The 26717-nt window shown below is 70.8% G+C and carries 23 protein-coding genes; 5 read left to right on the top strand and 18 right to left on the bottom strand.

What is annotated here, in order from left to right; genetic code table 11:
* Window positions 1-128: 128 nt before the first annotated feature.
* Together IPT68_RS23640 and dapE are read right to left on the bottom strand one after the other, a co-directional pair.
* Window positions 129-887, bottom strand: a complete 759-nt coding sequence (locus IPT68_RS23640; RefSeq protein WP_189696376.1) for an LOG family protein — start codon at window positions 885-887, stop codon at window positions 129-131.
* Window positions 888-1015: 128 nt separating this feature from the next.
* Complete coding sequence (gene dapE / locus IPT68_RS23635; RefSeq protein ID WP_189696375.1) at window positions 1016-2095, bottom strand: succinyl-diaminopimelate desuccinylase; 1080 nt, start codon at window positions 2093-2095, stop codon at window positions 1016-1018.
* An 82-nt stretch (window positions 2096-2177) separates the two neighbouring features.
* Between dapE and IPT68_RS23630 the strand changes: the two genes are divergently transcribed.
* Together IPT68_RS23630 and IPT68_RS23625 are read left to right on the top strand one after the other, a co-directional pair.
* Window positions 2178-3143, top strand: coding sequence for a heavy metal transporter (locus tag IPT68_RS23630; RefSeq protein ID WP_189696374.1), 966 nt, complete (start codon window positions 2178-2180; stop codon window positions 3141-3143).
* Window positions 3144-3485: 342 nt separating this feature from the next.
* Window positions 3486-3935, top strand: a complete 450-nt coding sequence (locus IPT68_RS23625) for an ATP-binding protein (RefSeq protein WP_189696373.1) — start codon at window positions 3486-3488, stop codon at window positions 3933-3935.
* Window positions 3936-3998: 63 nt separating this feature from the next.
* On the opposite strand, the gene IPT68_RS23620 is transcribed toward IPT68_RS23625, so the two are convergent.
* Window positions 3999-5093 carry a bifunctional succinyldiaminopimelate transaminase/glutamate-prephenate aminotransferase gene (locus IPT68_RS23620; RefSeq protein WP_189696372.1) on the bottom strand — a complete coding sequence of 365 codons (1095 nt, stop codon included), beginning with the start codon at window positions 5091-5093 and terminating at the stop codon, window positions 3999-4001.
* Between the two features lie 110 nt (window positions 5094-5203).
* Window positions 5204-5524 (bottom strand): ferredoxin, encoded by a 321-nt coding sequence (fdxA, locus tag IPT68_RS23615; RefSeq protein ID WP_023546973.1) that lies wholly within the window; start codon window positions 5522-5524, stop codon window positions 5204-5206.
* A gap of 140 nt (window positions 5525-5664) precedes the next feature.
* Here fdxA and IPT68_RS23610 point away from each other — a divergent pair, with 140 nt between their 5' ends.
* Complete coding sequence (locus tag IPT68_RS23610) at window positions 5665-6717, top strand: GNAT family N-acetyltransferase (RefSeq protein WP_189696672.1); 1053 nt, start codon at window positions 5665-5667, stop codon at window positions 6715-6717.
* A 2-nt stretch (window positions 6718-6719) separates the two neighbouring features.
* Window positions 6720-7607, top strand: coding sequence for a transglutaminase-like domain-containing protein (locus IPT68_RS23605; RefSeq protein WP_189696371.1), 888 nt, complete (start codon window positions 6720-6722; stop codon window positions 7605-7607).
* A 115-nt stretch (window positions 7608-7722) separates the two neighbouring features.
* Here IPT68_RS23605 and IPT68_RS23600 read toward each other — a convergent pair whose 3' ends face one another.
* The 4 genes from IPT68_RS23600 to IPT68_RS23585 form a co-directional block, all read right to left on the bottom strand.
* The gene (locus tag IPT68_RS23600; protein WP_189696370.1) at window positions 7723-9918 is read right to left on the bottom strand and encodes a hypothetical protein; all 2196 of its coding nucleotides are present in this window, start codon (window positions 9916-9918) and stop codon (window positions 7723-7725) included.
* 159 nt (window positions 9919-10077) lie between these two features.
* Window positions 10078-10491 carry a DUF6113 family protein gene (locus IPT68_RS23595; protein WP_189696369.1) on the bottom strand — a complete coding sequence of 138 codons (414 nt, stop codon included), beginning with the start codon at window positions 10489-10491 and terminating at the stop codon, window positions 10078-10080.
* Window positions 10488-11414, bottom strand: coding sequence for an N-acetyl-1-D-myo-inositol-2-amino-2-deoxy-alpha-D-glucopyranoside deacetylase (gene mshB, locus IPT68_RS23590; RefSeq protein WP_189696368.1), 927 nt, complete (start codon window positions 11412-11414; stop codon window positions 10488-10490). The genes IPT68_RS23595 and mshB overlap by 4 nt, the downstream gene beginning before the upstream one ends.
* 29 nt (window positions 11415-11443) lie before the next feature.
* Window positions 11444-11638, bottom strand: a complete 195-nt coding sequence (locus IPT68_RS23585; RefSeq protein WP_019755516.1) for a hypothetical protein — start codon at window positions 11636-11638, stop codon at window positions 11444-11446.
* 176 nt (window positions 11639-11814) lie between these two features.
* Here IPT68_RS23585 and IPT68_RS23580 point away from each other — a divergent pair, with 176 nt between their 5' ends.
* Entirely contained in the window at window positions 11815-13971 is a 2157-nt protein-coding gene (locus IPT68_RS23580; protein WP_189696367.1) for a prolyl oligopeptidase family serine peptidase, read from the top strand.
* A gap of 123 nt (window positions 13972-14094) precedes the next feature.
* Here the strand turns inward: IPT68_RS23580 and IPT68_RS23575 are convergent, their stop codons facing one another.
* The 10 genes from IPT68_RS23575 to IPT68_RS23530 form a co-directional block, all read right to left on the bottom strand.
* On the bottom strand, window positions 14095-15132 hold the full coding sequence (locus IPT68_RS23575) for an ABC transporter ATP-binding protein (protein WP_189696366.1): 1038 nt from the start codon (window positions 15130-15132) through the stop codon (window positions 14095-14097).
* A complete protein-coding gene (locus IPT68_RS23570; RefSeq protein WP_189696365.1) occupies window positions 15125-16099 on the bottom strand; it encodes an ABC transporter ATP-binding protein in 975 nt (324 codons plus the stop codon). Before IPT68_RS23570 ends, IPT68_RS23575 begins: the two co-directional genes overlap by 8 nt.
* A gap of 9 nt (window positions 16100-16108) precedes the next feature.
* The gene (locus IPT68_RS23565) at window positions 16109-17095 is read right to left on the bottom strand and encodes an ABC transporter permease (protein WP_189696364.1); all 987 of its coding nucleotides are present in this window, start codon (window positions 17093-17095) and stop codon (window positions 16109-16111) included.
* Entirely contained in the window at window positions 17088-18011 is a 924-nt protein-coding gene (locus tag IPT68_RS23560) for an ABC transporter permease (protein WP_189696363.1), read from the bottom strand. Before IPT68_RS23560 ends, IPT68_RS23565 begins: the two co-directional genes overlap by 8 nt.
* Before the next feature lie 9 nt (window positions 18012-18020).
* Window positions 18021-19646, bottom strand: a complete 1626-nt coding sequence (locus IPT68_RS23555; RefSeq protein WP_189696362.1) for a peptide ABC transporter substrate-binding protein — start codon at window positions 19644-19646, stop codon at window positions 18021-18023.
* Window positions 19647-20275: 629 nt separating this feature from the next.
* Window positions 20276-21394: an ABC transporter ATP-binding protein gene (locus tag IPT68_RS23550; RefSeq protein ID WP_189696361.1), complete on the bottom strand. Its 1119-nt coding sequence runs from the start codon at window positions 21392-21394 to the stop codon at window positions 20276-20278.
* A gap of 14 nt (window positions 21395-21408) precedes the next feature.
* Entirely contained in the window at window positions 21409-22470 is a 1062-nt protein-coding gene (locus IPT68_RS23545; RefSeq protein WP_189696360.1) for an ABC transporter ATP-binding protein, read from the bottom strand.
* Window positions 22471-22485: 15 nt separating this feature from the next.
* Entirely contained in the window at window positions 22486-23463 is a 978-nt protein-coding gene (locus tag IPT68_RS23540) for an ABC transporter permease (RefSeq protein ID WP_189696359.1), read from the bottom strand.
* 97 nt (window positions 23464-23560) lie between these two features.
* Window positions 23561-25354, bottom strand: coding sequence for an ABC transporter substrate-binding protein (locus tag IPT68_RS23535; RefSeq protein ID WP_189696358.1), 1794 nt, complete (start codon window positions 25352-25354; stop codon window positions 23561-23563).
* Between the two features lie 102 nt (window positions 25355-25456).
* On the bottom strand, window positions 25457-26503 hold the full coding sequence (locus tag IPT68_RS23530) for an ABC transporter permease (RefSeq protein ID WP_189696357.1): 1047 nt from the start codon (window positions 26501-26503) through the stop codon (window positions 25457-25459).
* Between the last annotated feature and the right edge of the window lie 214 nt (window positions 26504-26717).

The raw sequence follows: 26717 nt of genomic DNA, 5'->3' as shown, positions 1-26717 counted from the left end.
GATCACGTCGTCCAGGCCGGTCCGGCGATCGAGGACGAGGCCGCGCAGGCCGATGCGGGAGGGGCGAGGGGGCGGCCGGTGGCCGTCACCCCCCTACGCCGCGTGACGACGGCGGCCCCGGCCCGGCGCTAGCGTCCCGCCTCCTTGGACACCAACGCGACCGCCTCGTCGACGTCGTCCGTCAGGTGGAACAGCTGAAGGTCCTTCTCCGCCGCCTTGCCCTGGGCGACCAGGGTGTTGCGGAGCCAGTCGACCAGGCCGCCCCAGTACTCGGTGCCGAAGAGGACGATGGGGAAGCGGGTGACCTTCTGCGTCTGGACCAGGGTCAGGGCCTCGAAGAGTTCGTCCAGGGTGCCCATGCCGCCGGGCAGCACCACGAAACCCTGCGCGTACTTGACGAACATCATTTTGCGCACGAAGAAGTACCGGAAGTTCAGGCCGATGTCGACATAGGGGTTGAGCCCTTGTTCGAACGGCAGCTCGATGCCGAGGCCGACCGAGATACCGCCCGCCTCGACCGCGCCCTTGTTGGCCGCCTCCATCGCCCCGGGGCCGCCGCCGGTGATGACCGCGAAACCCGCCTCCACCAGGCCCCGGCCGAGCCGGACGCCGTACTCGTACTCGGTGGACTCCACCGGCGTCCGGGCGGAACCGAACACGCTGATGGCGGGCGGGAGTTCGGCGAGCGTGCCGAAGCCCTCGATGAACTCCGACTGGATGCGCAGGACACGCCACGGGTCGGTGTGGACCCAGTCCGACGGGCCGCCCGCGTCCAGCAGTCGCTGGTCCGTCGTGCTCGCCGTCACCTGGCTCCGTCGACGGAGGACCGGCCCGAGACGCTGCTCCTCCGGCGGCTGCTGCTTGCCCTCAGGGTTGCCGGTAGCCATGTGCGCTCCCTCCGCTAGCGGGGTGTTTCCACCTCAGCGTAGATCCACACCGGTTACGGAGGGGGGACATGCGCATGTCTGCAACAAAGCGCCCACGAGGAGAGCCCCCCGCGCGCCCCTCGCACCGCTCACGCCGTCAGCCAGGTCCGCAGCCGCTCCTCCCCCGCGAGGATCTTCGCCGTCTCCACCCGCTCGTCCCGCCTGTGCGCCAAGTGCGGGTTGCCGGGCCCGTAGTTGACCGCCGGGATGCCCAGCGCGCTGAAGCGGGAGACGTCCGTCCAGCCGTACTTGGGCTGCGGGGTGCCGCCCACGGCCTCGATGAAGGCCGCCGCGGCCGGGTGGGACAGGCCGGGCAGCGCGCCACCGCTGTGGTCGTCGACCACGAAGTCGCTCACACCGCAGTCCGCGAACACCTCACGGACGTGGGCGATCGCCTCCTCCTCCGTACGGTCCGGGGCGTAGCGGAAGTTGACCGTCACCACGCACTCGTCGGGGATGACATTGCCCGCCACACCGCCCGAAATGCCCACCGCGTTCAGGCCCTCGCGGTACTCCAGGCCGTCGATGACCGGGTGGCGGGGCTGGTACGAGGCGAGGCGGGCCAGGATGGGGGCCGCCGCGTGGATGGCGTTGGAACCCATCCAGCCGCGCGCCGAGTGGGCCCGCTCGCCCGCCGTCCTCAGCTGGACGCGCAGGGTGCCCTGGCAGCCGCCCTCGACCTGCCCGTCGGAGGGCTCCAGCAGCACCGCGAAGTCGCCCTCCAGCCACTCGGGGTGGGCGTCGGCGACGTGCCCGAGGCCGTTGAGGTCGGCGGCGACCTCCTCGTTGTCGTAGAAGACGAAGGTCAGGTCGCGGTTCGGGGCCGGGACCGTGGCCGCGATGCGCAGCTGCACCGCGACACCCGCCTTCATGTCGCAGGTGCCGCAGCCCCACAGCACACCGTCCTCGTCCAGCCGGGACGGCACGTTGCCGGCGATCGGCACCGTGTCGATGTGCCCGGCGAGGATCACCCGCTGCGACCGGCCCAGGTCGGTGCGGGCGACGACGTTGTTGCCGTACCGGTCGACCGTCAGGTGCGGCAGGGCCCGCAGCGCGTTCTCGATCGCGTCCGCAAGGGGCTTCTCGTCGCCGCTCTCCGAGGGGAGGTCGACGAGCTGGGCGGTGAGTCGTGCGGCGTCCAGGGCAAGGTCAAGCGGGAAGTCGGCCATACGTCGACCCTAGCGTCCCCGGCCTGGGAGCACTTTCCGCAGCAGGCGCCTGCCACGGCTTACTCTCCAGTACCTTGTACGCGTGCCAGAGCCGTCCCCCACTCGTCGGCGTCGCGGCCGCCTCTTGCGTATCGGGGCGGCCTTCGTCGTCCTGCTCGCGGTCGCGGGCTATCTCGCGGTGCAGTACATCACCGGAGGCGCCGGCAGCCCGGGATGCAGGGTCGCCTCGGCCGACGACGACGGGGCGACGTACGAGTTCACTCCCGAACAGGCGGTCAACGCCGCGACGATCACCGCCGTCGGCACCGCCCGCGGTCTGCCCGAACGGGCCGTCACCATCGCCCTCGCCACCGCGCTGCAGGAGTCCGCGCTGCGCAACATCGGCCACGGCGACCGCGACTCGCTCGGTCTGTTCCAGCAGCGGCCCTCGCAGGGCTGGGGAACCGAGGAGCAGATCATGGACCCGATCTACTCGGCGGGCATGTTCTACGACCACCTGGTCAAGGTCCCCGGCTACACCCGGCTGCCCCTGACCGTCGCCGCCCAGCGCGTGCAACGCAGCGGCTTCCCGCAGGCGTACGCCAAGCACGAACCCGACGCGACCCTGCTCGCCGCCGCCCTCACGGGGCGCGCCGCCGCCACGCTGACCTGCGAGGGCCGGCCGGGCGCCACCCCGACCGCCGGTCCGGACGCGGCGCGCTCCGCGCTGGTACGGGACTTCGGACAGAACGCCGTCCAGCAGGCCGGGGCCGAGGTGGGCGCCGCCACGCCGACGCCCACGCCGACCCTGGTCACCGAGACGAGCGGGCGGACGGTGACCGTGCCGGTGACCGAGGACGGCGACGGGCGCGGCGTCCGGGAACGCGGCTGGCAGATCGCGCACTGGGCCGTGGCCAACGCCTCCGCGTTGCGTATCGAACGCGTCCTCTACGGCGGCCGGGAATGGGTCGCCGGACACACCGACAGCCGGTGGCGGAACGCGACGAACGCGGAGCGCACGGGAAGCACGGACGCCGCGAACGCCGTCCGGATCGTCACTGCGCAGTAGTACGAGCGGTCATCCCCAGGGGTTACATCGGCCCCCTCGGGGCGACGGGGTGCTCAGGTTTTCGTGACCTCACCCTCGCATCCGCCAAAAGCCTTGGAAACACGGCGCCGTAAGGATTCGGCACACTTTCCGACCAGGTGTTCTTTGCCCGCTTTTATCCGCAGCCGATTATGCGACGCATTGCCAACTCTTTACGTTGGCCCGCCGCAACCTTCGCGGGCTTCGAGCGGTAGTCACTGCGTCCGAGCCGGGTGAGCGCGACCGCCACCGCGACCGACATCGCGGGGTCGACTCCCGGGCACGGCTGGACACTTCACCGTTCTCTCCCGTCGAAGGAGCACCATGTCCCTCCCCCTGACCCGTCGGATCGCCCGTGCCGCGCTGCTCGTCGCAGCGGGGGCGGCTGCCGGGGTCGGTGCGGCCGGCTCCGCCAGCGCTGCCCCCGAACTGCCCGCCACCGGCAACCTCGGCGGGCTGACCGCCCTGGACGCGGCGAACGTCGGCAACACCGTCGACAGCGCGGCCCAGAGCGTGACCGGAACCGCTGGTGACGCCGGCAGCAAGGCGGTCAAGAAGGCGGTGCCGGTCGCGGGCAAGACCGGTGGCCAGGCCGCGAAGAAGGCGATGCCGGCGGTGCAGAAGGTCGCGGGTGACGCCGCCGGGGCCGCCGGGGCTGTCGTGGGCGACGCGGCGTCGTCCGCCGCCACCACGGGTGGGCTGCCGACGGACGGGCTGACCCAGGGCGGGCTGCCCACGCCGTCCCTGCCGACCAAGGGTCTGTCGATCGGCTGAGTGCCGAGCGCCGCTCCCTGAGCGAAGGGGTCCAGGACCGTTCCCTGGACCCCTTCGCCGCGTTCACGCGAGGCGCGCGACCGCCGCCGCCACCCGCTCGTCCGTCGCCGTCAGGGCCACGCGGACGAAGTTCTCGCCCGCCGGACCGTAGAAGTCGCCGGGCGCGACCAGGATGCCCCGGTCTGCCAGGTGGGCGACCGTGGTCCAGCAGGACTCGTCCCTTGTCGCCCACAGGTAGAGGCCGGCCTCGCTGTGCTCGATGCGGAAGCCGTGGCCCAGCAGGGCCTCGCGCAGGGCCGCGCGGCGGGCGGCGTACCGCTCGCGCTGCTCGTGGACGTGGGTGTCGTCGCCGAGGGCCGCCACGACCGCCGCCTGCGTCGGCGCGGACGTCATCATGCCGCCGTGCTTGCGGATCTCCAGCAGCGGCCCGAGGACGGCCGGGTCGCCGGCCAGGAAGGCGGCGCGGTAGCCCGCGAGGTTGGAGCGCTTGGACAGGGAGTGCACCGAGACGATGCCCTCGTACGAGCCGCCGTTGACGTCCGGGTGGAGCACCGAGACCGGGTCGGCCTCCCAGCCGAGTTCGAGGTAGCACTCGTCGGAGAAGACCAGCACGCCGTGCTCGCGGGCCCAGGCGACGATCCGGGTCAGCTCCTGCTTCGACAGCACCTTGCCCGTCGGGTTGGAGGGCGAGTTCAGCCACAGGAGCTTCAGGTCCGCCGGGTCCAGCTCCGCCGGGTCGTCGTACACCACGTGGTCCGCGCGGGCCAGGCGCGCGCCCACCTCGTACGTCGGGTAGGCCAGACGCGGGTGGGCGACCGTGTCGCCGGGGCCGAGGCCCAGCTGGGTGGGGAGCCAGGCGACGAGTTCCTTGGAACCGACGATCGGCAGGACGTGGTGGTGGGTGACGTCCCGGGCGCCGAGGCGGCGCCGCAGCCAGCCGGTGATCGCGTCGCGCAGTTCGGGCGTGCCCCAGACGGTCGGGTAGCCGGGCGAGTCGGCGGCGGCGACCAGCGCCTTCTGGATCAGCTCGGGGACCGGGTCGACCGGGGTGCCGACGGAGAGGTCGACGATGCCGTCCGGGTGCTCGGCGGCCGTCTTCTTGTACGGCGCGAGCTTGTCCCAGGGGAAGGTGGGCAGGCGGTCGGAGACTGCGGACACGGTGTCTGGCTCACTTTCTGGTGCGGCAAACGCCTCGGTCCCGTGCGGCGACGATCGGGTGATCGGGCCGTACGGGACCGAGGCGGCGCGGTTCTGGGCCGCTTACGAAGTCACTCGCCCTGCGGCGGCAGCGCGGCGACGAAGGGGTGGTCCCGCTCGATCAGGCCGAGCTTGCTCGCGCCGCCGGGCGAGCCCAGCTCGTCGAAGAACTCGACGTTCGCCTTGTAGTAGTCCTTCCACTCCTCCGGCACGTCGTCCTCGTAGAAGATCGCCTCGACCGGGCAGACCGGCTCACATGCACCACAGTCGACGCATTCGTCCGGGTGGATGTACAAGGACCGTGAGCCCTCGTAGATGCAGTCGACCGGGCACTCCTCGATGCACGCCTTGTCCTTGACGTCGACACAAGGCTGCGCGATGACGTAGGTCACGCTGTCGTTCCTCCTCGATAGGGCGCTGGCGGGCCTCCTCAGGCTCCGCCGCCTGGCGCGCGGGAGCGCGGCGTCGTCGATGCCCGCCCCTAGTATCTCCGTTCCTGGGCATGATCCGAACAGGAGGGGTGAACCGACCCGTGGAAATATCGGCGACTGGACGCCTTGAGGTCCGTATCACCGCTGCTGACGTGGGCAAACGAGTCTCCGTACGGCGGTTGGGGGACCCTGGTGTCACGGTGCAGAAATTCACCGACACGGTGGGTGTTCTCACATCCTGGAACGACGGTGTGCTCGTGATCACACGACGGGACGGCGAACAGGTCCGGATCGCGGAGAGTTCGCTGGTCGCGGGCAAGGTGGTGCCCCCGGCGCCGGCCCGGCGCCGGGGCCCCGCCGCCTCCTTCGAGGAGCTGGCCCGGGTCGCCGCGCGGGCCTGGCGGCCGCTGGAGAGCGAGCGGCTGGGCGAGTGGGAGCTGCGGGCGGCGGTCGAGAAGGTGCCGCGCGAAGCGCGTCCGTGGGGGGCGGTGGCCGGGCGACGGGCGGGCTTCACGCGGCGCGCCAACTCCGTGCTGCCGCTGGGCGACCCCGGCGTGTCGCTGGACGAGGCCCTGAGCGCCGTACGGCGCTGGTACGGCGACCGGGGCCTGCCCGCGTACGTCCAGACCGCCACCGGGGCCGAGGGCACGCAGGAGTTGCTGTGCGCGGAGCTGGAGCGGCGGGGGTGGGTGCGGGAGGTCTCCGCCGAGCTGTGGACCGGTAGGCTCGCGCCGGTCGCCGACCGGGCCGAGGGCGCCGGGGTGGTGCTGTCCCGGGAGGCGGACGCGGGATGGCTGGCGCGGTACCAGCGCAAGGGGGTGAGCGAGGTCGCGCTGCGGGTGCTCGGCAGCGGCGGTTCGGTGTGGTTCGCGAGCGTGCGCGGCCGGGGCCCGGTACCGGCGGCGATCGGGCGGTGCGTCGTCGACGGGCGGTGGGCCGGGTTCGCCGCCGTGGAGGTGGACCCCGCGCTGCGGCGCAGAGGGCTGGCGAGCGAGGTGATGGCCGCGCTGGCCCGGCGGGCGCTGGACGAGGGCGCGTCGGCGGCGTGGCTCCAGGTCGAGACGGACAATGCCGGTGCACGGGCGTTGTACGCCGGGCTGGGCCTCGGTGTGCATCACACGTACCACCACGTCCGGGAGCCGGAGGGCAGGTAGTCATGCGTCCACCCTTCCCGCCACCGCCGGAGCGGTCGGCCGAGCTGCGGCGCCGGTTCGCCGAGGAGGCGCGGTCCGAGCGGCCCGATCTGGCGACGCTGTGTCTGCTGGTGGGCGCGCAGGCCGACGCGGCCCTGGACGAGGCGGGCATCGACGCCGCCCAGGTGGAGCTGGACCGGCTGGCCGGGCTGCTGCCGTTCCGGCCGGGTGGGGCGCGGGCCTGGGCCGAGGCGATGCGGGAGCTGCTGGGTGAGCGGTGCGGCTTCCACGGCTCCGCCGCGGACTACCAGCGGCTGGAGTCGTCGCTGCTGCACGCCGTCCTGCAGCGGCGGCGGGGACTGCCGATCCTGCTGTCGGTGGTGTGGATGGAGGTGGCGCGGCGGGCGGGAGCGCCGGTGTACGGCGTGGCGTTGCCGGGGCACTTCGTGGTCGGGTTCGGCGGGGCGACGGGCGAGCCGTCCGCCGGGCTGTCCGGCGGGGCCGAGGAGCAGGTGCTCGCGGATCCCTTCGACGCCGGACGGGTGCTGAGCGGGCACGACACCGAGTTGCTGGTGGTGGGGGCCACGGGGGCGCCGCTCGACCCCTCGATGCTGGCGCCCGCCGATCCGCTGGACGTGGTGCTGCGGATCCTGAACAACATCCGGGCGTGGGCCGCCGCCCGGGCCGAGCGCTCGGACGTGGGGCTGTGGGCCGTGGAGCTGTCGTTGCTGCTGCCCTCGCATCCGGCCCGGCTGCGGTACGAGCGGGCCCAGCTGCTGTTGCGGCGGGGCGACTTCCTGGGTGGGGCCGCCGAGTTCGACGCGTACGCCGACCTGGTGGAGGTCGTGGACGAGGAGGCGGCGGAGCGGGTGCGGGGGGAGGCGCGGGCCGCTCGCGCCCTGTTGAACTGATGGGGCGGTAGCGGCCGTGTCGGGGCCGGTCACGCGGCCCCCGCGCCCCGGGTCCGCCGCCCCTGACGTACGGCGGGAGCGGGCACCCGACGGGTTCGGGTGCCCCCCTCCCTCGCTAGCTCGGGTCGGTGTCGATCGTCGCCACGCGGTTCGACGTGCTCTTCAGGGCCGGGCGCAGGGCGCCGATCACGTCCTGGACGGTGACCGGGGTCTTCTGCCCCGTGCCCCGGGTGATCAGGACGTCGTCGAAGGTGCTGCCGTACAGCTCCTTCAGGGCGGCCTCGTCATAGGTGTCGACGAGCTTGCCGTCGACCGCCTGGACGCGGAGGAACTTCCACAGGGACTTCTCCGGGCTGAAGGCGATCGAGTGGGCCGCGTCGGTCTGGACGGTGACGATGCCGGACATCGCCGGCTCGGCGAACTCCTTCATCATCCGGTCGACCTCGGCGTTGGACACCGTCGGCTTCTTGGCGGTGGTCGGCACCCGGACGGGCGTGGCCGTGCCGGTCGCCACCTGGGTGCGGTAGGCGTCCTCGACGGCGTCGGTGGACCCGTCGACGTCGATGCCCTTGCCGGCCTTGCCGTAGACGGCGACCGCCTTGCCGGACTCGAACCTGATGGTGCCCTCGGTCGCGCTCCCCGCGCCGCCCGCCGCGGCCTGGAGGGCGGAGTGCAGCTTCTCCTCGTCGACCGGCATGACCGGCTCCACGACCCGTTCCTGGCCGAAGAGCGAGCCGATCACGGAGACCGGGTTGTAGTCGCTCCTCGCGGCGGCGTCGACCGTGGCGTCGGCGTCGAACTGCAGGCCCGACTGGTCCGGCCTGAGCGAGACGGTCTCGCCGTCGACGGACAGCTTCAGCGGATTGTCGACGCGGTCGCCGAGGGCCTCGTCGAGCTTCTTCACGGCGTCGTCGCGGGTGCCGCCGCCGATGTCCACGCCGAGCACGGTGGTGCCCTTGGGCACGTCGGAGTGGTTCATCAGCAGCCCGGCGCCGTAGGCCACACCGGCGATGGCGAACACGCCGCCGCCGAGCAGCACCAGCTTGTTGCGGCCCTTCTTTTTCTTCTTGGGCGCCGCGGCGGGCGCGGTCTGCCGCGGCGGTTCGGACCGCTTCGGCGGGGTGTGCGGCAGCGGTCCGCCGGCGGCGGGGCCCGCACCGAACGGGGTGCTCCGGTCGGCGGGCGGCACGACCGGGATGCCGCTCGTGAGGGTGTCCCCGGAGACGTTGGCGACCGGCATGCCGAAGGGGCTGCCGGGGGGCGGCTCGGGGGCCGGCTGCTGCGGCGTGAGGATCGCGGTGTCGTCGCTCAGCCCGCCGCCGGGGCCGGGGTGCGGGACGCCGGCGGGCGCTCCCGCCGCGCGGGGCCGGGTGAGCTGGCTGTCGCCGGTGACCGGGCCGCCGGTCGGGCCCGCGGGGCCCTGCGGGCCGGACGGTCCGCCGGGGCCGGCCGGGCCGCCGTAACCGCTCAGCCCGTCGCGGCTGTCGCGGGCGGCGCCCTGACCGCCGTACGGGCTGTGCGTGCCGTAGGGGTCCTGACCGTGGGGCGCACCCTGGCCGTTCTGCCCGTTCTGGCCGGCTTGTTCGTGCTCGGCGAAGTACGGCAGGTCGTCGCGGCGCGGCTCGCCGGGGCGGGAGCCGTTGCCGTTGCCCAGGGGGCCCGCCGTGAGGGCCTCGGTGACGTCGAAGGAGCCGGTGCCGCCACCGTGGCCGGGGGCCACCGGGCCGCCGGTCGCGCCGGGCAGGCCGGCGCCCTTGGGGCCGGCCGGGCGGGCTCCGGTCTGCGGGGCGGGCCTGGAGCCGCCCGGCACGGTCATGGAACCGACGACACCGCCGGGACGCGCGGCGCCCGGAGCGGCCGAACCGCCCGGCGTCGCCGTTCCGTTGGCGGCGCCGCCGCCCGGACCGGGCTTGGCCGGACCGGACTTGCGGGACGCAGGCGCGAACCAGTCGCTCGTCTTCTCCTCGGCGGGCCCCGGCTGTTGCTGCTCGGCAGGGGTCTCGGCCGCGCCCGGGGAGGAGGCCGCGCCCTGCGCCGCCGCCTCGGTGTCGGTGCCGCCGTCGCCCTCGGCGTCGGCGACGGGCTTGCGGACGACGACCGGCGGAATGGGCCGTGATCCGGGGATGTTGATCCGGATCCGGGTCGTCAGCGTGGTCTCGGTCTTGCGCTCCTCGGCCCCTGCGCCCGAACGGCCCGCGTCCGCACCGCTGTCGGAAGCCGTGGGGGTGCCGTAGGGCGGCGTGCCCGAGGGGTATGCGGTACCCCCGCGCCCGTTGGGCCCGGAGGACGGACTGTCAGTTTCACGACTCAAGGCAGGTTCTCCCGGTTGGCTCCACCGCCCGGCACGACCTCGGAAACGCGGGCGGCTCGGCGGCGGCTCCACCATACTGGCCACTACGCGCGTGTTTCCCGCGACGGTTGGGGAAACCCGCACGCGACTCGCACCACCGCACGAGGGCGAACCGGTACGTCATTCGCCAAGTCGGACGGACCGGCCCCCGGGTCCCCGCGCCGGCGCGAGGGTGGCACAGATCACAGCGACGGCCATGCCGCCGAGGAGGTAGGCGTACGAGCCCACGCCCGCGGCGAAGAGGAAGTCGCCCTCCGGCCGGCTGGCGGTGAGCAGGATGACGGAGAGCAGCCAGCCGGCCGCGCCCGCCACGGCCCCGGCCCGGCCACGGGTCACCCACGCCCCGCCGAGGAAGGCTCCGGCGGCCGCCGCGAGCGCCAGCAGCAGCCCGCCCGGGAACCAGGCGGCCTGCACCAGCGCCCCGGCGGCTCCGACCAGCAGGCCGAGCGCGAACAGGCCGAGGTAGGCCGCGATCCGCCCGGCGGAGGGCGGTCGCAGCGGCTGCGCGAGCGGTGTCGGGTGCCGGTCGCTCATGACGCCACCTCGATCCCGGCGAACAGGTCCGTCTCCCGCCCCTGGGCCCTTCGGCCCCCGGCCGGGGGAACCCCGGTCCCGCCGCGCACCAACTCGTAGTACTCCGTGGTGAGCAGCGGCTGCGCGAGCTGGTTGGACAGCGCGAAGTACGGCTCGGCGACCTCGATCTGCGTGGCGTGCGCGGCCATCGCGGCGGCCTTGGCAGCGGCGTACGCGGTGCCGTCGACCTCGGTGGTGATCCGCTCGTCGTCGACCACACCGGGCACGTCGTCGATCACGGCGCTCTTGGCGAAGGCCAGGCCGGGCAGCGCGTCCGCGAGGCGGGCGAAGGCCTCCTCGGCGACCGTGCGCGGGACGCGGTTCCAGTAGACCTTGGCGATGCCGAGGCCCGCCTCGTCGGCCAGCTCGGCGGCGCGCATGGCGATGCGGTGGGCCTGGATGTGGTCGGGGTGGCCGTAGCCGCCGTCCGGGTCGTAGGTGACGAGGACCTGCGGCCGTACCTCGCGGATCACCTCGACGAGGTGGGCCGCGGCCTCGTCGACGTCCGCCCGCCACAGGCAGCCGGGGTCGTCGTTGTCGGGCAGGCCCATCATCCCGGAGTCCTGGTAGCGGCCCGCCCCGCCGAGCAGACGGACGTCGTCGACGCCCAACTCCCGCATCGCGGCGGTCAGTTCGCGCAACCGGTGCTCGCCGAGGGCAGCACCGGTCAGATGCGCGAGCCCGGGCGGGATCACCTCGCCACGCTCACCGAGGGTGCAGGTGACCAGGGTCACATGGGCACCCTCGGCCGCGTACTTGGCCATGGTCGCGCCGTTGTTGATCGACTCATCGTCGGGGTGCGCGTGCACGAGCAGCAGACGCCTCCCGGAGCGAGGTGGGGGTCCCCCCTGCTCGAAGAGCTCGGGGGAGGGCTGTTCCGTCATGGCCCCACCCTACGAGCCGACCGGGACGGTCAGAACTTGATGCTGCCGATCATGCCGGCGATGTTCGTGGTCAGCTCGCTGATCGTGGGCGCCACGGTCGACGAGGCCAGGTAGAAGCCCAGCAGCATGCACACGACGGCATGCCCGGCCTTCAGCCCTGACTTCTTGATCAGCAGGAAGACGATGATCGCCAGCAGCACCACCGCCGAAATCGAGAGTGCCACGGCGGCTCACCTCCAAGAACCCGGGATGTGGGGGAAACAGTGCGAGGGAACGTGTACATCCATACAGCGGCCAGCAGGTTCATACCCACACAGCGCTAGTGATCATAACTATCCGTACGCGCGCATCGAATGGCGCACAGCCGCACAAGGGGGCGCATGGCCAATATGGTCGGGGCATGACGACCGAGCCTGACTCCTTCCCCAGACGGCACGCCCGCACCCAGCGGTTCACGCTCGGCGCGCCGCGTTCGTTCACCGTGGCCCCCGACGGTTCCCGTGTCGTGTTCCTGCGCTCGCAATCCGGTACGGACCGGGCGAACGCTCTGTGGGTGCTCGACCTGGCGGACGCCGCCGAGCGCCTGGCGGCCGACCCGCGCGCCCTGCTGGGCGGGGCCGCGGAAGACCTCTCGCCCGAGGAGCGGGCGCGCCGCGAACGCAGCCGTGAGGGCGGAGCCGGCATCGTCGGCTACGCGACCGACGCGGCTGCGGAGTTGGCGGCTTTCGCCTTGTCAGGGCGGCTTTTCACGGCCGAGCTGCGGGCCGGCACGGCACGCGAACTCCCTGTCGAGGCACCGGTGATCGACCCGCGCCCCTCCCCCGACGGACGGCACGTCGCGTACGTCGCGCAGGGCGCCCTGCGGGTGATCGGCGCCGAGGGCGACGGCGACCGGGCGCTCGCGGAACCCGACGGCGAGTCGGTTTCCTATGGTCTGGCCGAGTTCATCGCGGCCGAGGAAATGGGGCGTTCGCGAGGTTTCTGGTGGGCGCCGGAGTCCGACCGGCTGCTGGTGGCGCGGGTGGACGACACGCCGGTACGGCGGTGGTGGATCTCCGATCCGGCCCAGCCGGAACGTGACCCACAACACGTCCCCTATCCGGCGGCCGGCACGGAGAACGCGGACGTCCGGCTGTTCGTGATCGGCCTGGACGGGACGCGCACGGAGGTCGTCTGGGACCGGGCGCGGTACCCGTATCTGGCGCGAGTGCACTGGTCAGCGGCGGGTGCGCCGCTGCTCCTTGTGCAGGCGCGTGACCAGCGCAGCCAGCTGTACCTGGCGGTCGATCCGGACACGGGCGCGACCCGGATGGTGCACGCCGACGAAGATCCGATTTGGCTTGATCTTTTCCCTGGGGTGCCGTGCTGGTCCCCCTCGGGGCAGCTGGTGCGGATCGCCGACGAGGGCGGCGCGCGAGTGCTCGCGGTGGGTGAACGCCCGCTGACCGGGCCGCAGTTGCATCTGCGGGCCGTGCTCGACGTCTCGGACGACGACGTGCTCGTGTCGGCGTCGGCCGGCCAGGGGGCGGCGGCTCCCGAGACCGGCGAGGTGCACGTCTACCGCGTCAACGAACTCGGCGTCGAGCGGCTGTCGCGGGAACCGGGCGTGCACGCGGCGGTGCGCGCCGGGGACGTGACCGTCCTCGTCTCGGCGACGCCGGACCGGCCGGGCTCCACGGTGCGGGTGCTGCGCGAGGGCGACCGGAAGGAGACGGGCGCCTCCCCGGCCGAAGACTGGGGGACGGTGACGGTCATCCCGTCGTACGCCGAAGATCCCGGTATGTCCCCGCGCGTGACCCTGACCGAGGGGGGCGCACGGAGGATTCCGTGCGCCGTGCTTATGCCGCGGGACTACCACGATGACACTCCCCTCCCGGTTCTTCTCGACCCCTACGGCGGCCCGCACGGCCCCCGCGTGGTCGCCGCGCACAACGCGCACCTGACCTCGCAGTGGTTCGCCGACCAGGGGTTCGCGGTGGTCGTCGCCGACGGACGCGGCACGCCCGGCCGCTCCCCCGCCTGGGAGAAGGCGGTCAGGGACGACTTCACCGTCTCCCTCGACGACCAGGTCGAGGCGCTCCAGGACCTCGCGCGAAGCCACCCGCTGGACCTCGCCCGGGTCGCGATCCGCGGCTGGTCCTACGGCGGCTGGCTGGCCGCCCTGGCCGTGCTGCGCCGCCCGGACGTCTTCCACGCGGGCATCGCCGGCGCCCCGGTGACGGACTGGCGGCTGTACGACACGCACTACACCGAGCGGTATCTGGGCCACCCGGCCGACTCCCCCGAGGCGTACGCGAAGAGCTCCCTGATCACCGACGACGGCCTGTCGTCCCCGGCCGAGCCGCACCGCCCGCTGATGATCGTGCACGGCCTGGCCGACGACAACGTGGTGGTCGCCCACGCCCTGCGCCTGTCGTCCGCCCTGCTCGCCTCGGGCCGCCCGCACGAGGTGCTCCCGCTGTCCGGCGTCACGCACATGACCCCGCAGGAGCAGGTCGCCGAGAACCTGCTGCTGCTCCAGGTGGACTTCCTCAGGCGTTCGCTGCGGCTCGCGTAGGCACGGCAACGGGCCGGGGTGACATGGCGGCACCCCGGCCCGTTCACGGCACCCGCACGGCCGTACGTCCTGAAGGATGGCGCGTCCGTATATCGGTGCAGGGTCGGCGGAGTTGCCTGTGTGTTACCGCGTCTCCCCGGGTGCCACGACCTGCCGCTCCTCCGCGAAATGGCACGCCGAGGCATGGGCCGCCGGGCCGGTGGTCCCGCGGTACTCGGCCGGGACCGCCAGTACCGGGACCTCCACGGCGCAGCGCTCCCGGGCCTTGAAGCACCGGGTGCGGAAGCGGCAGCCGGACGGGATGTTCGTCGGGGAGGGCACGTCACCGGCGAGGATGATCCGCTCGCGGTGTTCACGGGCCTCCGGGTCGGGCACGGGGACGGCGGAGAGCAGGGCCTGGGTGTAGGGGTGCGTGGGGTGGTCGTAGATCTCGGTGTGCCGGCCGATCTCCACGATCCGGCCGAGGTACATCACCGCCACCCGGTCGGAGATGTGCCGGACGACGGACAGGTCGTGCGCGATGAAGAGGTAGGAGAGCTCGAACTCCCGCTGCAGGCGGTCCAGCAGGTTGATCACCTGTGCCTGCACGGACACGTCCAGCGCGGAGACCGGTTCGTCGGCGACGATGATCTCCGGGCGCAGCGCCAGCCCCCGCGCGATGCCGATGCGCTGGCGCTGGCCGCCGGAGAACTGGTGCGGGTAGCGGTTGATGTACTCGGGGTTGAGGCCCACGACCTCCAGCAGCTCCCGCACCCTCCGGCGCCGGTCGCCCTTCGGCGCCGCCTCGGGGTGGATCTCGTACGGCTCCCCGATGATGTCTCCCACCGTCATCCGGGGGTTGAGCGAGGTGTACGGGTCCTGGAACACCATCTGGATGTTGCGCCGGACCGCCTTCAGCGCCTTGCCGGACAACTCGGTGACGTCCTCGCCCTTGTACCGGATCACCCCGGCCGTCGGCTTCTCCAGGTGCACCAGCATCCTGGCGACCGTCGACTTGCCGCAGCCGGACTCGCCGACGATGCCGAGGGTCTCGCCCCGGTCGAGCGTGAAGTCGACGCCGTCGACGGCCTTCACGGAGCCGACCTGCTTCCTGAACAGGACGCCCGTGGTGAGCGGGTAGTGCTTGACGAGGCCGCTGACCTCGAGAATCGGCTCAGCCATCCAGGCACTCCCGCCAGAAGTGACAGGCGCTCCCCCGCTGTTCGGACACGTCGTACAGCGGGGGGACGTCCGTGCGGCACACGTCCCGGGCCATGGGGCAGCGCGGGTGGAAGGCACAGCCCGGCGGGATGTGCAGCAGGCTCGGCGGCAGGCCCCTGATGGCGTACAGCTCCCGGCCCTTGTGGTCCAGGCGCGGGACGGATTCGAGCAGCCCGCGTGTGTACGGGTGCGCCGGCGCCTTGTAGATGTCGTGCACCGGTGCCGACTCCACGATCCGGCCCGCGTACATCACCGCGATCCGGTCGGCGACGTCGGCGACCACGCCGAGGTCGTGGGTGATCAGGATCAGGCCCATGTCCGTCTCGCGCCGCAGCTCCGCGAGCAGCTCCATGACCTGGGCCTGGACGGTGACGTCCAGGGCGGTGGTGGGCTCGTCGGCGATGATCAGGGCGGGTTCCAGGGCCAGCGCCATCGCGATCATCACGCGTTGGCGCATGCCGCCGGAGAACTGGTGCGGGTACTGCCTCACCCGCTCCTTGGCGCCTGGGATGCGCACCCGGTCCATCAGCTCGACGGCCCTGGCCCGGGCGTCCTTCTTCGACATGCCCCGGTGGACGACGAACATCTCGCCGAGCTGGTCGCCCACGGTCAGGGCGGGGTTGAGCGAGGACAGGGCGTCCTGGAAGATCATGGCCATCTCGGCGCCGCGGACCCTGCGCCGCTCCTCCTCCTTGAGCGTGAGCAGGTCCCTGCCCCGGAAGAGGACCTCGCCGCCGGTGATCCGCCCGGGCGGCGTGTCGAGGATGCCCATGACGGCCTGCGCGGTGACGGACTTGCCGGAACCCGACTCGCCGAGCACGGCGAGCGTCTCGCCCGCGTCCACGCCGTAGCTGACGCCGTTGACGGCCTTGGCGACGCCGTCCCGGGTGCGGAACTCCACGTGCAGGTCACGTACGTCGAGCAGCATGACGGCACCTCACCTCAGCTTGGGGTCGAGGGCGTCGCGCACCGCGTCGCCGAGCATGATGAACGCCAGCACGGTGACGGCTAGCGCCCCGGAGGGCCAGAGCAGTGCGTGCGGGGCGTTGCGGATGTAGGGCGAGGCGGCGGAGATGTCGATGCCCCAGGAGACGCTGGGCGGCTTCAGGCCGACGCCGAGGTAGGACAGGGTCGCCTCCAGGGCGATGTACGTGCCGAGCGCGATGGTCGACACCACGATCACCGGCGCCACGGCGTTGGGCGCGATGTGCCGCAGCAGCAGCCGGGAGTTGGAGGCGCCGAGGGCGCGGGCGGCCTGGACGTAGTCGTTCTGCCGGGCGGTGATGACCGCGCCGCGGGCGATCCGGGAGATCTGCGGCCAGCCGAGCAGCACCATGAACCCGATGACCGGCCAGATGGTGTTGCTGGTCACCACCGACAGCAGGACGAGACCGCCGAGGACGACCGGGATCGCGAAGAAGATGTCGGTCGTCCGCGACAGGATCGAGTCCCCGACGCCGCCGAAGAAGCCGGCGAGCCCGCCGAGGACGCTGCCGAGGACCGCGACGCCGAGCGTGGCGCAGACGCCGACCGCGACGGACGTACGCGCGCCGTAGACCGTGCGCGTGTAGACGTCGCAGCCCTGTCCGTCGTACCCGAAGGGGGCGCCGGGCTGGGAGCCCTCCTGGGCCTTGGCCAGGTCACAGCGCAGCGGGCTGCCGGAGGCGATCGCGGACGGCCACAGCGAGATGAACACCAGGAAGAGGATCACCAGGGCGGAGGCGATGAAGACCGGGTTGCGGCGCAGGTCGTGCCAGGCGTCGGACCACAGCGAGCGGGGCTTGCCGGCGGGGCCGCCGCCGACGGGGCCGCCCGGCGCCCGCTCCACCGTCCGCGCCTCGCCGGCGGCGAGGTCCATCGCGCCGCCCATGCCCGTCCCGGCGATGGCGCCCTCGGGCGCACCTGTCTGCTGAGCGTCAGGCATAGCGGATCCTCGGGTCGAGTACGGCGTACAGGAGGTCGACGAGGAGGTTGGCGAGCAGGAAGACCAGGACGAGGACGGTCACGAAGCCGACGACGGTCTGGGTGTTCTGGCGGAGGATGCCCTGGTAGAGCTGGTATCCGACGCCGTGGATGTTGAAGATGCGCTCGGTGACGATGGCGCCGCCCATCAGCGCGCCGATGTCGGTGCCGATGAAGGTGACGACCGGGATGAGGGAGTTGCGCAGCAGGTGGCGGGTGACGACCCGGCGTCGGGGCAGCCCTTTGGCGACGGCCGTGCGGACGTAGTCGGAGCGGCGGTTCTCCGCGATGGACGTACGGGTCAGCCGGGTGACGTAGGCCAGGGAGACGGAGGCGAGGACCAGCCCGGGCACGATCAGCTCGTCGAAGGGGGCCTCGGGGGACACCGAGGGGCGGATCCAGCCCCACTGGACACCGAGCAGCAGTTGCAGCAGCAGGCCGGTGACGAAGGTGGGGACGGAGATGACCACCAGGGTCACCAGCAGGACGGAGGTGTCGACGGGGTGGCCCCGGCGCAGACCGGTGATCACACCCAGGGTGATACCGATGACGATCTCGAAGAGGATCGCGACGATCGTCAGCCGGATGGTGACCGGGAAGGCGCTGCCCATCAGCTCGGTGACCGGCTGGCCGTTGAAGGCGGTGCCGAAGTCGCCGGTGAAGACGTTGCCCATGTAGGTCAGGTATTGCTGCCAGACGGGCTTGTCGAGGCCGAACTCCTTCCTGAGCTGGGCGGCCGTCGCCGGGTCGCACTCCCGTTCACCGCACAGGCCGGCGATGGGATCGCCCATCACGTTGACCATCAGGAAGATCAGCAGGGTGGCCCCGAAGAAGACCGGGATCATCTGCAGCAGCCGCCGGACGACGTACCGTCCCATGGCGCCGCCTCAGCTGACCTTGATCTCGTTGTAGACCGGGACGCTGAAGGGGTTGAGCTTCACGTCGGACAGCCGCTCCGAGTAGCCCGCGCTGCCGTTCTGGTACCACAGCGGGATGGCGGCCATGTCGTCCCGGACAACCTCCTCGGCCTGCTGGAAGGTCGCGACGGCCTTGGCGGTGTCGCTCTCGGCGTTGGCGCGGTCGATCAGCTCGTCGAACTTCTCGTTGGACCACTTGCCGTCGTTGGAGGAGGCGTTGGTGTAGTACAGCGGCTGGAGGAAGTTCTGGATCAGCGGGTAGTCCATCTGCCAGCCGGCGCGGAACGGGCCGGTCATCTCGTGGTCGGTGATCCGGCCGCGGAAGTCGGCGAACGTGCCGACCGGGTTGGTGACGCAGGCGCGCTCGTTGCCGAGGGCGTTGTTGATGGAGTTGCAGACCGCGTCCACCCACTGCTTGTGCGAGCCGGTGTCCGCGTTGACCGTGATCCTCACCTGGCCGCCGGGCAGCCCGCCGCCCTCCTCGATCAGCTTCTTCGCCGCGGCGGGGTCGTAATCGCACCACTCGCCGCACAGCCCCGCCCGGTAGCCGCCGCCCTTGCCGAGGACCGGTGAGGTCCAGTCAGTCGCCGGGGTGCGGGTCCGGTGGAAGATGGTCTCGGTGATCTGCTCCCGGTCGATCGCCCGGGACAGGCCCTTGCGGACCTTGTCCATGCCGGGCTTGTTCCAGTTCTTGTCGTAGTACGGGAAGGCGAGGGTCTGCAGGATGCCGGCGGGGGTGTTGAGGTAGCGGTCGCCGAGGTCCGCCCGGACGTTCTTCAGCTGCGCCGCGGGGACGTCGTCGACCAGGTCCAGGTTGCCGGCCATGAGGTCGGTGTAGGCGGTGTTGTTGTCGGTGTAGACCTTGAGGTCGACGCCGCCGTTGCGCGCCTTGTCGGGGCCGCGGTAGCCGTCCCAGGCGCGCAGCGACATCTGGGAGCCCTTGACGTACGCGTCGACGGCGTACGGGCCGTTGCCGACGGGCCGGCTCAGCCAGGCGTCGTGGTCGTCGAAGAAGGCCCTCGGCAGCGGGGCGAAGGCGGCGTAGCCGAGCGTGTCGGGGAAGCTCGAGAACTTCTGACGGAGTTTCACGGTGAAGGTGCGCTCGCCGGTGACCTTCAGGCCGGAGAGGGTCTCGGCGGTCTGCTCGCCGCCGTTCTCGGGGTGCACCTTGTCGTAGCCGTCGATGTAGCCGAAGAAGTAGGCGTTGCGCTGGTTGTTCCTCAGGCTCGCGCCGTAGTTCCAGGCGTCGACGAAGGAGCGGGCGGTGACCTTCTCGCCGTTGCTGAAGGTCCAGCCCTCCTTGACGGTGATGGTGAAGGTGCGCGAGTCGGTCGTCTCGATGCTCTCGGCGAGCATGTCCTCGGCCTTGCCGGTCTCCGGGTCGTACTTCTTCAGCCCGCGGAAGATCATGTCGAGGACCTTGCCGCCCTGGACCTCGTTGGTGTTGGCCGGCTCCAGCGGGTTCTGCGGGTCGCCCCAGGACGAGCTGAGCACCGCGCCGCCGTCGCCGCTGCCGCCGCCCGAGCCGCAGCCAGTGCCCACGAGGGCGAGCGCGGCCGCGCACGCGGCCCATCGGGCGTGCCGTGCTCCACGCATGGGGTGCCTCCTCAGGTGCGCTGCCGCCAGCGCCGGGGCGCTGACCCGTTCGACCAATATCCTGACCCCGTTACCGGTAAATATCGACACATAAGGTGAGCAATGCACACGGGGGCGGCCCTTTGGGCTAGAGCCTGTCGTCCGGATCGGGCCCCGGCGGAAGCACCCGGCGGCAGGCGTCAGCCCTTCCCCCGCCGTGAATCCCGGATTTCTGTACTGGTCGGCGAAGCAGCAGGCACACTGCCCGGATGGTTGATCGTTCCTTCTACGACGCCTCCCTCGCCGGGCCGTACGACACCCCTCAATCCATGGGACCGGGACCACACCCCTGCCGCCGAAGCACGGACCGGGACCACACCCCTGCCCCCGAAGCACGGACCGGGGGCACGATCCTGCCCACGAACGGCGGACCGGGGCACGCCGCTGCCCTCGGGGCGCGGACGGTGGCGGAGCCTGCCGGCCGTCGCGCCTCCCGCGGCAGCACGAGGCCGGCCGTCGCGCCTCCCGCGGCAGCACGAGGCCGGCCGTCGCGCCTCCCGCGGCAGCACGAGGCCGGCCGTCGCGCCTGTCGTGGCAGCACGAAGCCCCCGGGAGCCGCGCAGGCGGTTCCCGGGGGCCGTGGGAGTGGCTCAGTGCTGGTCCTGGGCCTCCTCCAGCGCCTTCAGCGCCGGGTCCATGACGACGTCCTCCGCGCGGGCCTCCGTGGTCGGCTCCTCCGGGAAGTGGCAGGCCGTCAGGTGCCCGGACCGGTTGCCGGAGATCTGGACCAGCGGCGGCTCCTCGGTCGCGCACTTGTCCTGCGCCTTCCAGCAGCGGGTGCGGAAGCGGCAGCCGGACGGCGGGTGGATCGGCGAGGGCACGTCACCGGCGAGGCGGATGCGCTCGCGCTGCTCGGTGTCGTCGTCGACCTGCACCTCGGGCACCGCGGAGAGCAGGGCGTGCGTGTAGGGGTGCCGAGGCCGGTTGTAGATGGAGTCCCGGTCCCCGACCTCGACCACCTTGCCGAGGTACATGACGGCCACGCGCTGCGAGAAGTGCCGCACGATCGCGAGGTCGTGGGCGATGAAGACGAACGCGATGCCCAGCTCGTCCTGGACCTTCTGGAGCAGGTTCACCACCTGCGCCTGGATCGACACGTCCAGCGCGGAGACCGGCTCGTCCGCGACGATCAGCTTCGGGTTCAGGGCCAGGGCACGGGCGACGCCGATGCGCTGGCGCTGACCGCCGGAGAACTCGTGCGGGAAGCGGTTGTAGTGCTCCGGGTTGAGGCCGACCAGTTCCAGCAGCTCCCGGACGCGGTTCTCCCGGCCGCCCGCGGGGGTGATCCCGTTGACCTCCATCGGCGCCTTGATGATGCTGCCGACGGTCTGTCGCGGGTTCAGCGACGAGTACGGGTCCTGGAAGATCATCTGGATCTCGGACCGCACCGGCGCCAGCTGCTTGCGCTTGGCACGCGTGATGTCCTGACCGGCGTAGGTGATCTGCCCGGCGGTCGGCTCCAGGAGCCTGGTGATCAGGCGTCCGGTGGTGGACTTGCCACAGCCCGACTCGCCGACCAGTCCGAGGCTCTCGCCCACCCCGACGCTGAGGTCGACGCCGTCGACGGCCTGGACGGCGCCGACCCTGCGTTTGATGGGGAAGCCGCCGTAGATCGGGAAGTGCTTGGTCAGGCCCTTGACCTCCAGGAGGGGTTCCGTGGAGGTGGACGTGGAGCCCTGCTGTGCGGGGAGGGTGAGGTTCTCGCTCATGATCTCGGTTCTCCCTAGCGCAGCCGGGGCTGGATCTCGTCGATGAAGATGGTCTGCTTCTGCTCCGTCGTGAGGTGGCAGGCCGCGGCCCGGCCCTCGCCCAGCGACGGACGGGACTCGGTGCACAGATTGCCGGACACCTTGTCACGGTAGGCGCAGCGCGGGTGGAAGGGGCAGCCGGACGGCGGGTTGAGCAGCGACGGCGGGCTGCCCGGGATCGGCGTCAGCTCCTGGTGGATGTCGCCGTCGAGGCGCGGCATGGAGCTGAGCAGACCCCAGGTGTAGGGGTGCGTCGGGGTGCGCAGCACCTCCTTGACGCTGCCGCGCTCCACGGCCCGGCCCGCGTACATCACCAACAGGTCGTCGGCCATGTTGGCGATGACACCGAGGTCGTGGGTGATGAAGATGATCGCGGAGCCGAACTCCTGCTGGAGGTCCTTGAGCAGGTCGAGGATCTGCGCCTGCACGGTCACGTCGAGCGCGGTGGTCGGCTCGTCGGCTATGAGCAGGTCGGGGTCGCACATCAGCGCCATGGCGATCATCGCGCGCTGGCGCATACCGCCGGAGAACTGGTGCGGGTAGTCGTCGAAGCGCACCTTGGGCTGCGGGATGCCGACCTTCTCCAGCATCTGGATCGCCCGGTCCTTCGCCTCCTTCTTGGAGGCGCCCATGTGCTTCATGTACGGCTCGGAGAGCTGCCGTCCCACCGTGTAGTACGGCGACAGCGCCGTCAGCGGGTCCTGGAAGATCATCGCCATCTTGTTGCCGCGGAGCTTCTCCAGCTCCTTCTCCTTGGCGGTGACGAGTTCCTGGCCGTCCAGGACGATCTCGCCGTCGATGGTGGTGGTCCGCGGGTTGTGCAGGCCCAGGATGGTCAGGTTGGTGACGGACTTGCCGGAACCCGACTCGCCGACGATGCCGAGGGTCCTGCCGCGCTTGACATCGAAGGAGAGCCCGTCGACCGCCTTGACGATGCCGTCCTCGGTGGAGAACTGCACCCGCAGGTCACGGACCGAGAGGAAGCTCTCGGGCCCGGTCTGGGCCGGGACGTCCTCGGTTTTGGTCAGTGTGGTCACGGTGGTTCGTTCTTCCTAGGAGAGCCGGACGCGCGGATCGATCCAGGCGTACGCGATGTCGACGAGGATGTTCAGGAGCAGGATGAAGAAGGCTCCGACCAGCATGACACCCATCGTCAGCGGAAGGTCCTTGGTGACCGCCCCGTCCACGGCAAGGCGGCCGATCCCCTGGAGGGAGAAGGTGAGTTCGGTGACGACACCGCCGCCGAGCAGGGCGCTCAGGTCGATGCCGAGGATGGTCACGATGGGGATGAGCGAGCCGCGCCAGGCGTAGCGGAAGAAGACGTACTTCTTGCCCATGCCCTTGGCGCGCGCGGTGCGCACGTGCTCCTCGGAGAGCTGCTCGATCATCGAGGAGCGCGCCATACGGGTGTACTGGGCGGTGAAGATCGTGGCCATCACGGCCATCGGGATCCACAGCCCGGCGAGCCAGCCGAGCGGATTGTCGGTGAACGGCACGTACTTGGGGTCCTCCACCCAGCCGGTGCTGTAGACGAAGATCAGCAGCACGATCGGGCCGAGGAAGTAGATCTGGAACGAGCTGAGCACCATGGACGCACCGGTGGCGACCTTGTCCACCATGCTGCCGCGCCGGTAGGCGGCGAGCATGCCCGCGCCGATGCCGAGGACGAGGAAGACGAACAGGGCGCCGACCGTCAGGGAGAGGGTCAGCGGGAAGCGGTCCATGATGATCGAGGTGACGTTGTCACCGTAGTAGAACGACCGGCCCAGGCACGGTGCGGGGCAGTCGCCCTCCGGGAAGTCACGGCCGGCGACGATGCCGGACATGAATTCGAAGAACTGCTGGGCGAGCGGCTGGTCGAGACCGAGGGCGTGCCGGATGTCCTCCAGTCGCGCGGGCGAGCAGTCCTTGCCACAGGCCAGGGAGGCGTAGTCGGAGGGCGCGGCGACGAAGAGGAAGAAAGTTGCGGCGCCGATCAGGAACAAGGTGACGACGGCACCGACCGAGCGCCGGAGGATGAACTGAAGCATGGCGGGGGGCTGCTCTCTGCGGAGACGGTGGATGGGTTCACGGAACCGCGGGGGCGCGCTCCGCCTGGTGCGCACCCCCGCGAACAGCCGTAGAGAGTTACGACTTCAGGTACAGCTGGGTGACGTCGATGTAGCTCGACTCAGTGCTGTAGCGGGCACCGCCGATGTTCGAGCCGTAGAGCTGGAACTGCTTGGTGTACCACAGCGGAGCGGCCGGGTTGACCTCCTCCAGGATGTACTTGTGAGCCTCTTCCCAGGTCTTGGCGGCCTGCTCGGGGGCCTCGGTCAGAGCCTTGGCGATCAGCTCCTGGACCTTCGGGTCCTTGATGTGCGAGTAGTTCGACGCACCGTCGGCGACCTGGTCACCGTCGTAGATCGGGGTCACGACCGTCGCGGCGGACGGCCAGTCCTGGCCCCAGCCGGTGATGTACATGTCGTACGGGTTCTTGAGCTTGCCGATCTGCTCGTAGTACGACGCGGCGTCGATCTCCTTGGAGACCACGTCGAAGCCGACCTTGCCGAGCGCGTCCTCGATGGCGACCTTGCGCTTCTGGCCCGCCTCGGAGTTGGCGTAGGCGAAGACGAGCTTCTTCTCGGCGGCCGGGACGTCCGCCAGCAGCTCCTTGGCCTTCTCGATGTTGCCCGCCGGCGTCTTCAGACGGCCGTAGGGGTCGTACTTCGCGTCGTAACCCGGCAGGGTCGGGGCGAACAGGTTCGGGGCGACGTCACCGCCGAACGCGCCACCCTCACCGGCGATCAGGGCCTTGGAGTTCACCGCGTAGGTGGCGGCGTCACGGACGGCCTTGTTCTTGACGCGGTCCAGGTTGAACGTCAGCTGCATGACGTAGGGCTGGTAGCCCTTGATCGTCCGCTTGTTGACGGCCGGGTCGCTGATGACGTCCTGGATCTGGGTGGAGTCGACACTGCCGGTGAACTGGATGGCGTTCTTGGCGTCGCCCTGGTCGGAGATCAGGCGCTTGGTCTGCGTCGACTCGGTGACACCGAACTGGAAGTTGAAGCCGTCGACGTACTGGTGACGGACCGAGTCGGTCTTCGGGTCCCAGTTCTCGTTCTTGACGAGCTTGAGGGTCTTGCCCGCCTTGAACTCCGCGATCTTGTAGGGACCGAGGGCGACCGGGGCCGTGTCGTACTTCGCCTTGGTGTCGGTCTTCTCCGGCACGATGGAGTAGCCCGGCATCGCCAGCGTCATCGGCAGGTCCGGACGCGGCTTGTCGAAGTGGAAGACGATCGTCTTGTCGTCCGGGGTCTCCAGGACCGAGTCCGGCAGGTGCTTCTTGCCGAAGCCGCCGTCCGGCAGCGCCTTGCGGTAGTCCGGGCCGCTCAGCCAGGTCTGGAGGTAGGTCGGGCCGTCGAAGATGAACTCCGCGTACAGGCGCTCGACGGTGTGGCGGACGTCGGCCGAGGTGATCTCGTTGCCGTTCTGGTCCTTGACGCCGTCCTTGAGCGTGAACGTCCAGGTCTTGTTGTCGTTGGACGGCTTGCCGGAGTCGGTCGCGAGGTCACCCACGACCGCGACGCCGCCCTTGCCGTCCTCCTGGAAGTTGGTCAGACCGCGGAAGACCAGGTTGGCGAACTGACCGGCGTCCGAGACGTATATCTGGCTCGGGTCCATGTGGGACAGACCCGACTCCTGGTAGACCGTGATGGTGCCGCCGGGCTTGGCCCCGGGGACCTCCTCGGCCGGACCGGTCGAGGCCGCGGCGTCCAGGTAGGCGACGCCCGCCGCCTGCTCCTTGGCCTTGTCCTGGTTCTCGCCCTTGTTCCCGCCGGAGTTGTTGCCGGTGTTCTCCGAGCAGCCGGTGAGCGCGAGGGAACCGGCCGCGATGGCGACCAGCATGGCGCGTCCTCTGCGCGAGGTGAACGACTTCATAGCGGTGTATGCACCTACCTGTCGGTTGTTATCCATGAGTACTGCCTGACGCGGCTGGTAGGCCGACGCGGGGGCGGCAGCCACCCCCCACCAATGGACGGCTCAGCGCCCGGACTTGGGGTCGAAGGCATCCCGTACCGAGTCTCCGAGGAGGTTGAAGCACAGGATGAAGATCACCAGCGCCACACCCGGGAAGAAGATGAACGCGGGGTCCTGCTGGGTGTAGTTCGCGCCGGCGGCGAACAGACGCCCCCAGTCCGGGGTGGGCTCGACGAAGCCGACGCCCGCGAAGGAAAGGAAGGCGATGGTCAGGATGGTGCTGGGCAGCTGATACGTGAACTGCACCAGCACCGGCGTGACGATGTTCGGCAGGACCTCCTTGCGGATGATCCGGCCCGGCGAGGCCCCGGAGACCTTGGCGGCCTCGATGAACTCCCGCTCACGCAGCGCCAGCACCACGGAACGGACGAGACGGGACATACCCATCCAACCGAGCACCCACAGCACGATCAGGATCGCCAGCGCCCGGAAGTACGTGGGCGTCTCGTCGCGCGGGTCCACGAAGAACGAGGTCACCACGGGCATGAAGGCGATGAAGAAGAGCTGCGAGGGGAAGGACAGGAAGAAGTCCGTGACCCGGCCGAGCCAGTAGTCGGTACGACCCGCGAAGTAGCCACCGATCAGACCGAGGACCACACCGGTGACCGTCAGCAGCACCGACACGCCCAGCGCCATGAACAGCGACGTCCGCATGCCGTACACCAGCATCGCGAACAGGTCCCGGCCGTACTGCGGCTCCACGCCGAACCAGTGCTCGGCCGACATGCCGCCGAAGTAGCCGAGCGGAAGCCCGAAGTCGTCCAGGACGGGCTTGTCCGCGTACGTCGGGTCCTGGCCGTAGAGGGTGTACGGGTCCGTGCCGCTGATCATGGTGAGCAGCGGTGCGCACAGCGCGATGACGAAGAAGAAAATCACTACGCCGGCGCAGATCATCCCTGTACGGTCACGCTTGAAGCGCTGCCACATCAACTGCCCGGGGGAACGACCCTCAAGCTTCGTTGCTCCCTTGGCGACTTCCGACGTCGCCTCGAGCTCTGGGTCCAAGGCGACCGTGGACCCGGAGCCCTCGGCCTTGGTTGGACTGGTCATGTGTTTCTTCCCCCGGGGGGTTGGAGAGTTGAGCGCAGCACAGATACCGGCAGGTTCTGTGGTTTGGGGGAACTTTCGCCAAGTGCATCAACGCGCGTCAAGGGCGGAAGGCACAGGGATCTCCCTACCGCCCATTTTTTGAGCAAAAATTGCAAAGATTGACACCTGCGCGCGCTTGACAGGCGAGACGTGAAATCGGCGAACCGGACATAGT

The sequence above is a fragment of the Streptomyces chromofuscus genome (assembly GCF_015160875.1).
GTDB lineage: Bacteria > Actinomycetota > Actinomycetes > Streptomycetales > Streptomycetaceae > Streptomyces > Streptomyces chromofuscus.
The sequence above is the reverse complement of the archived record's forward strand: the minus strand, read 5'-3'. Positions and strand labels throughout refer to the sequence as shown.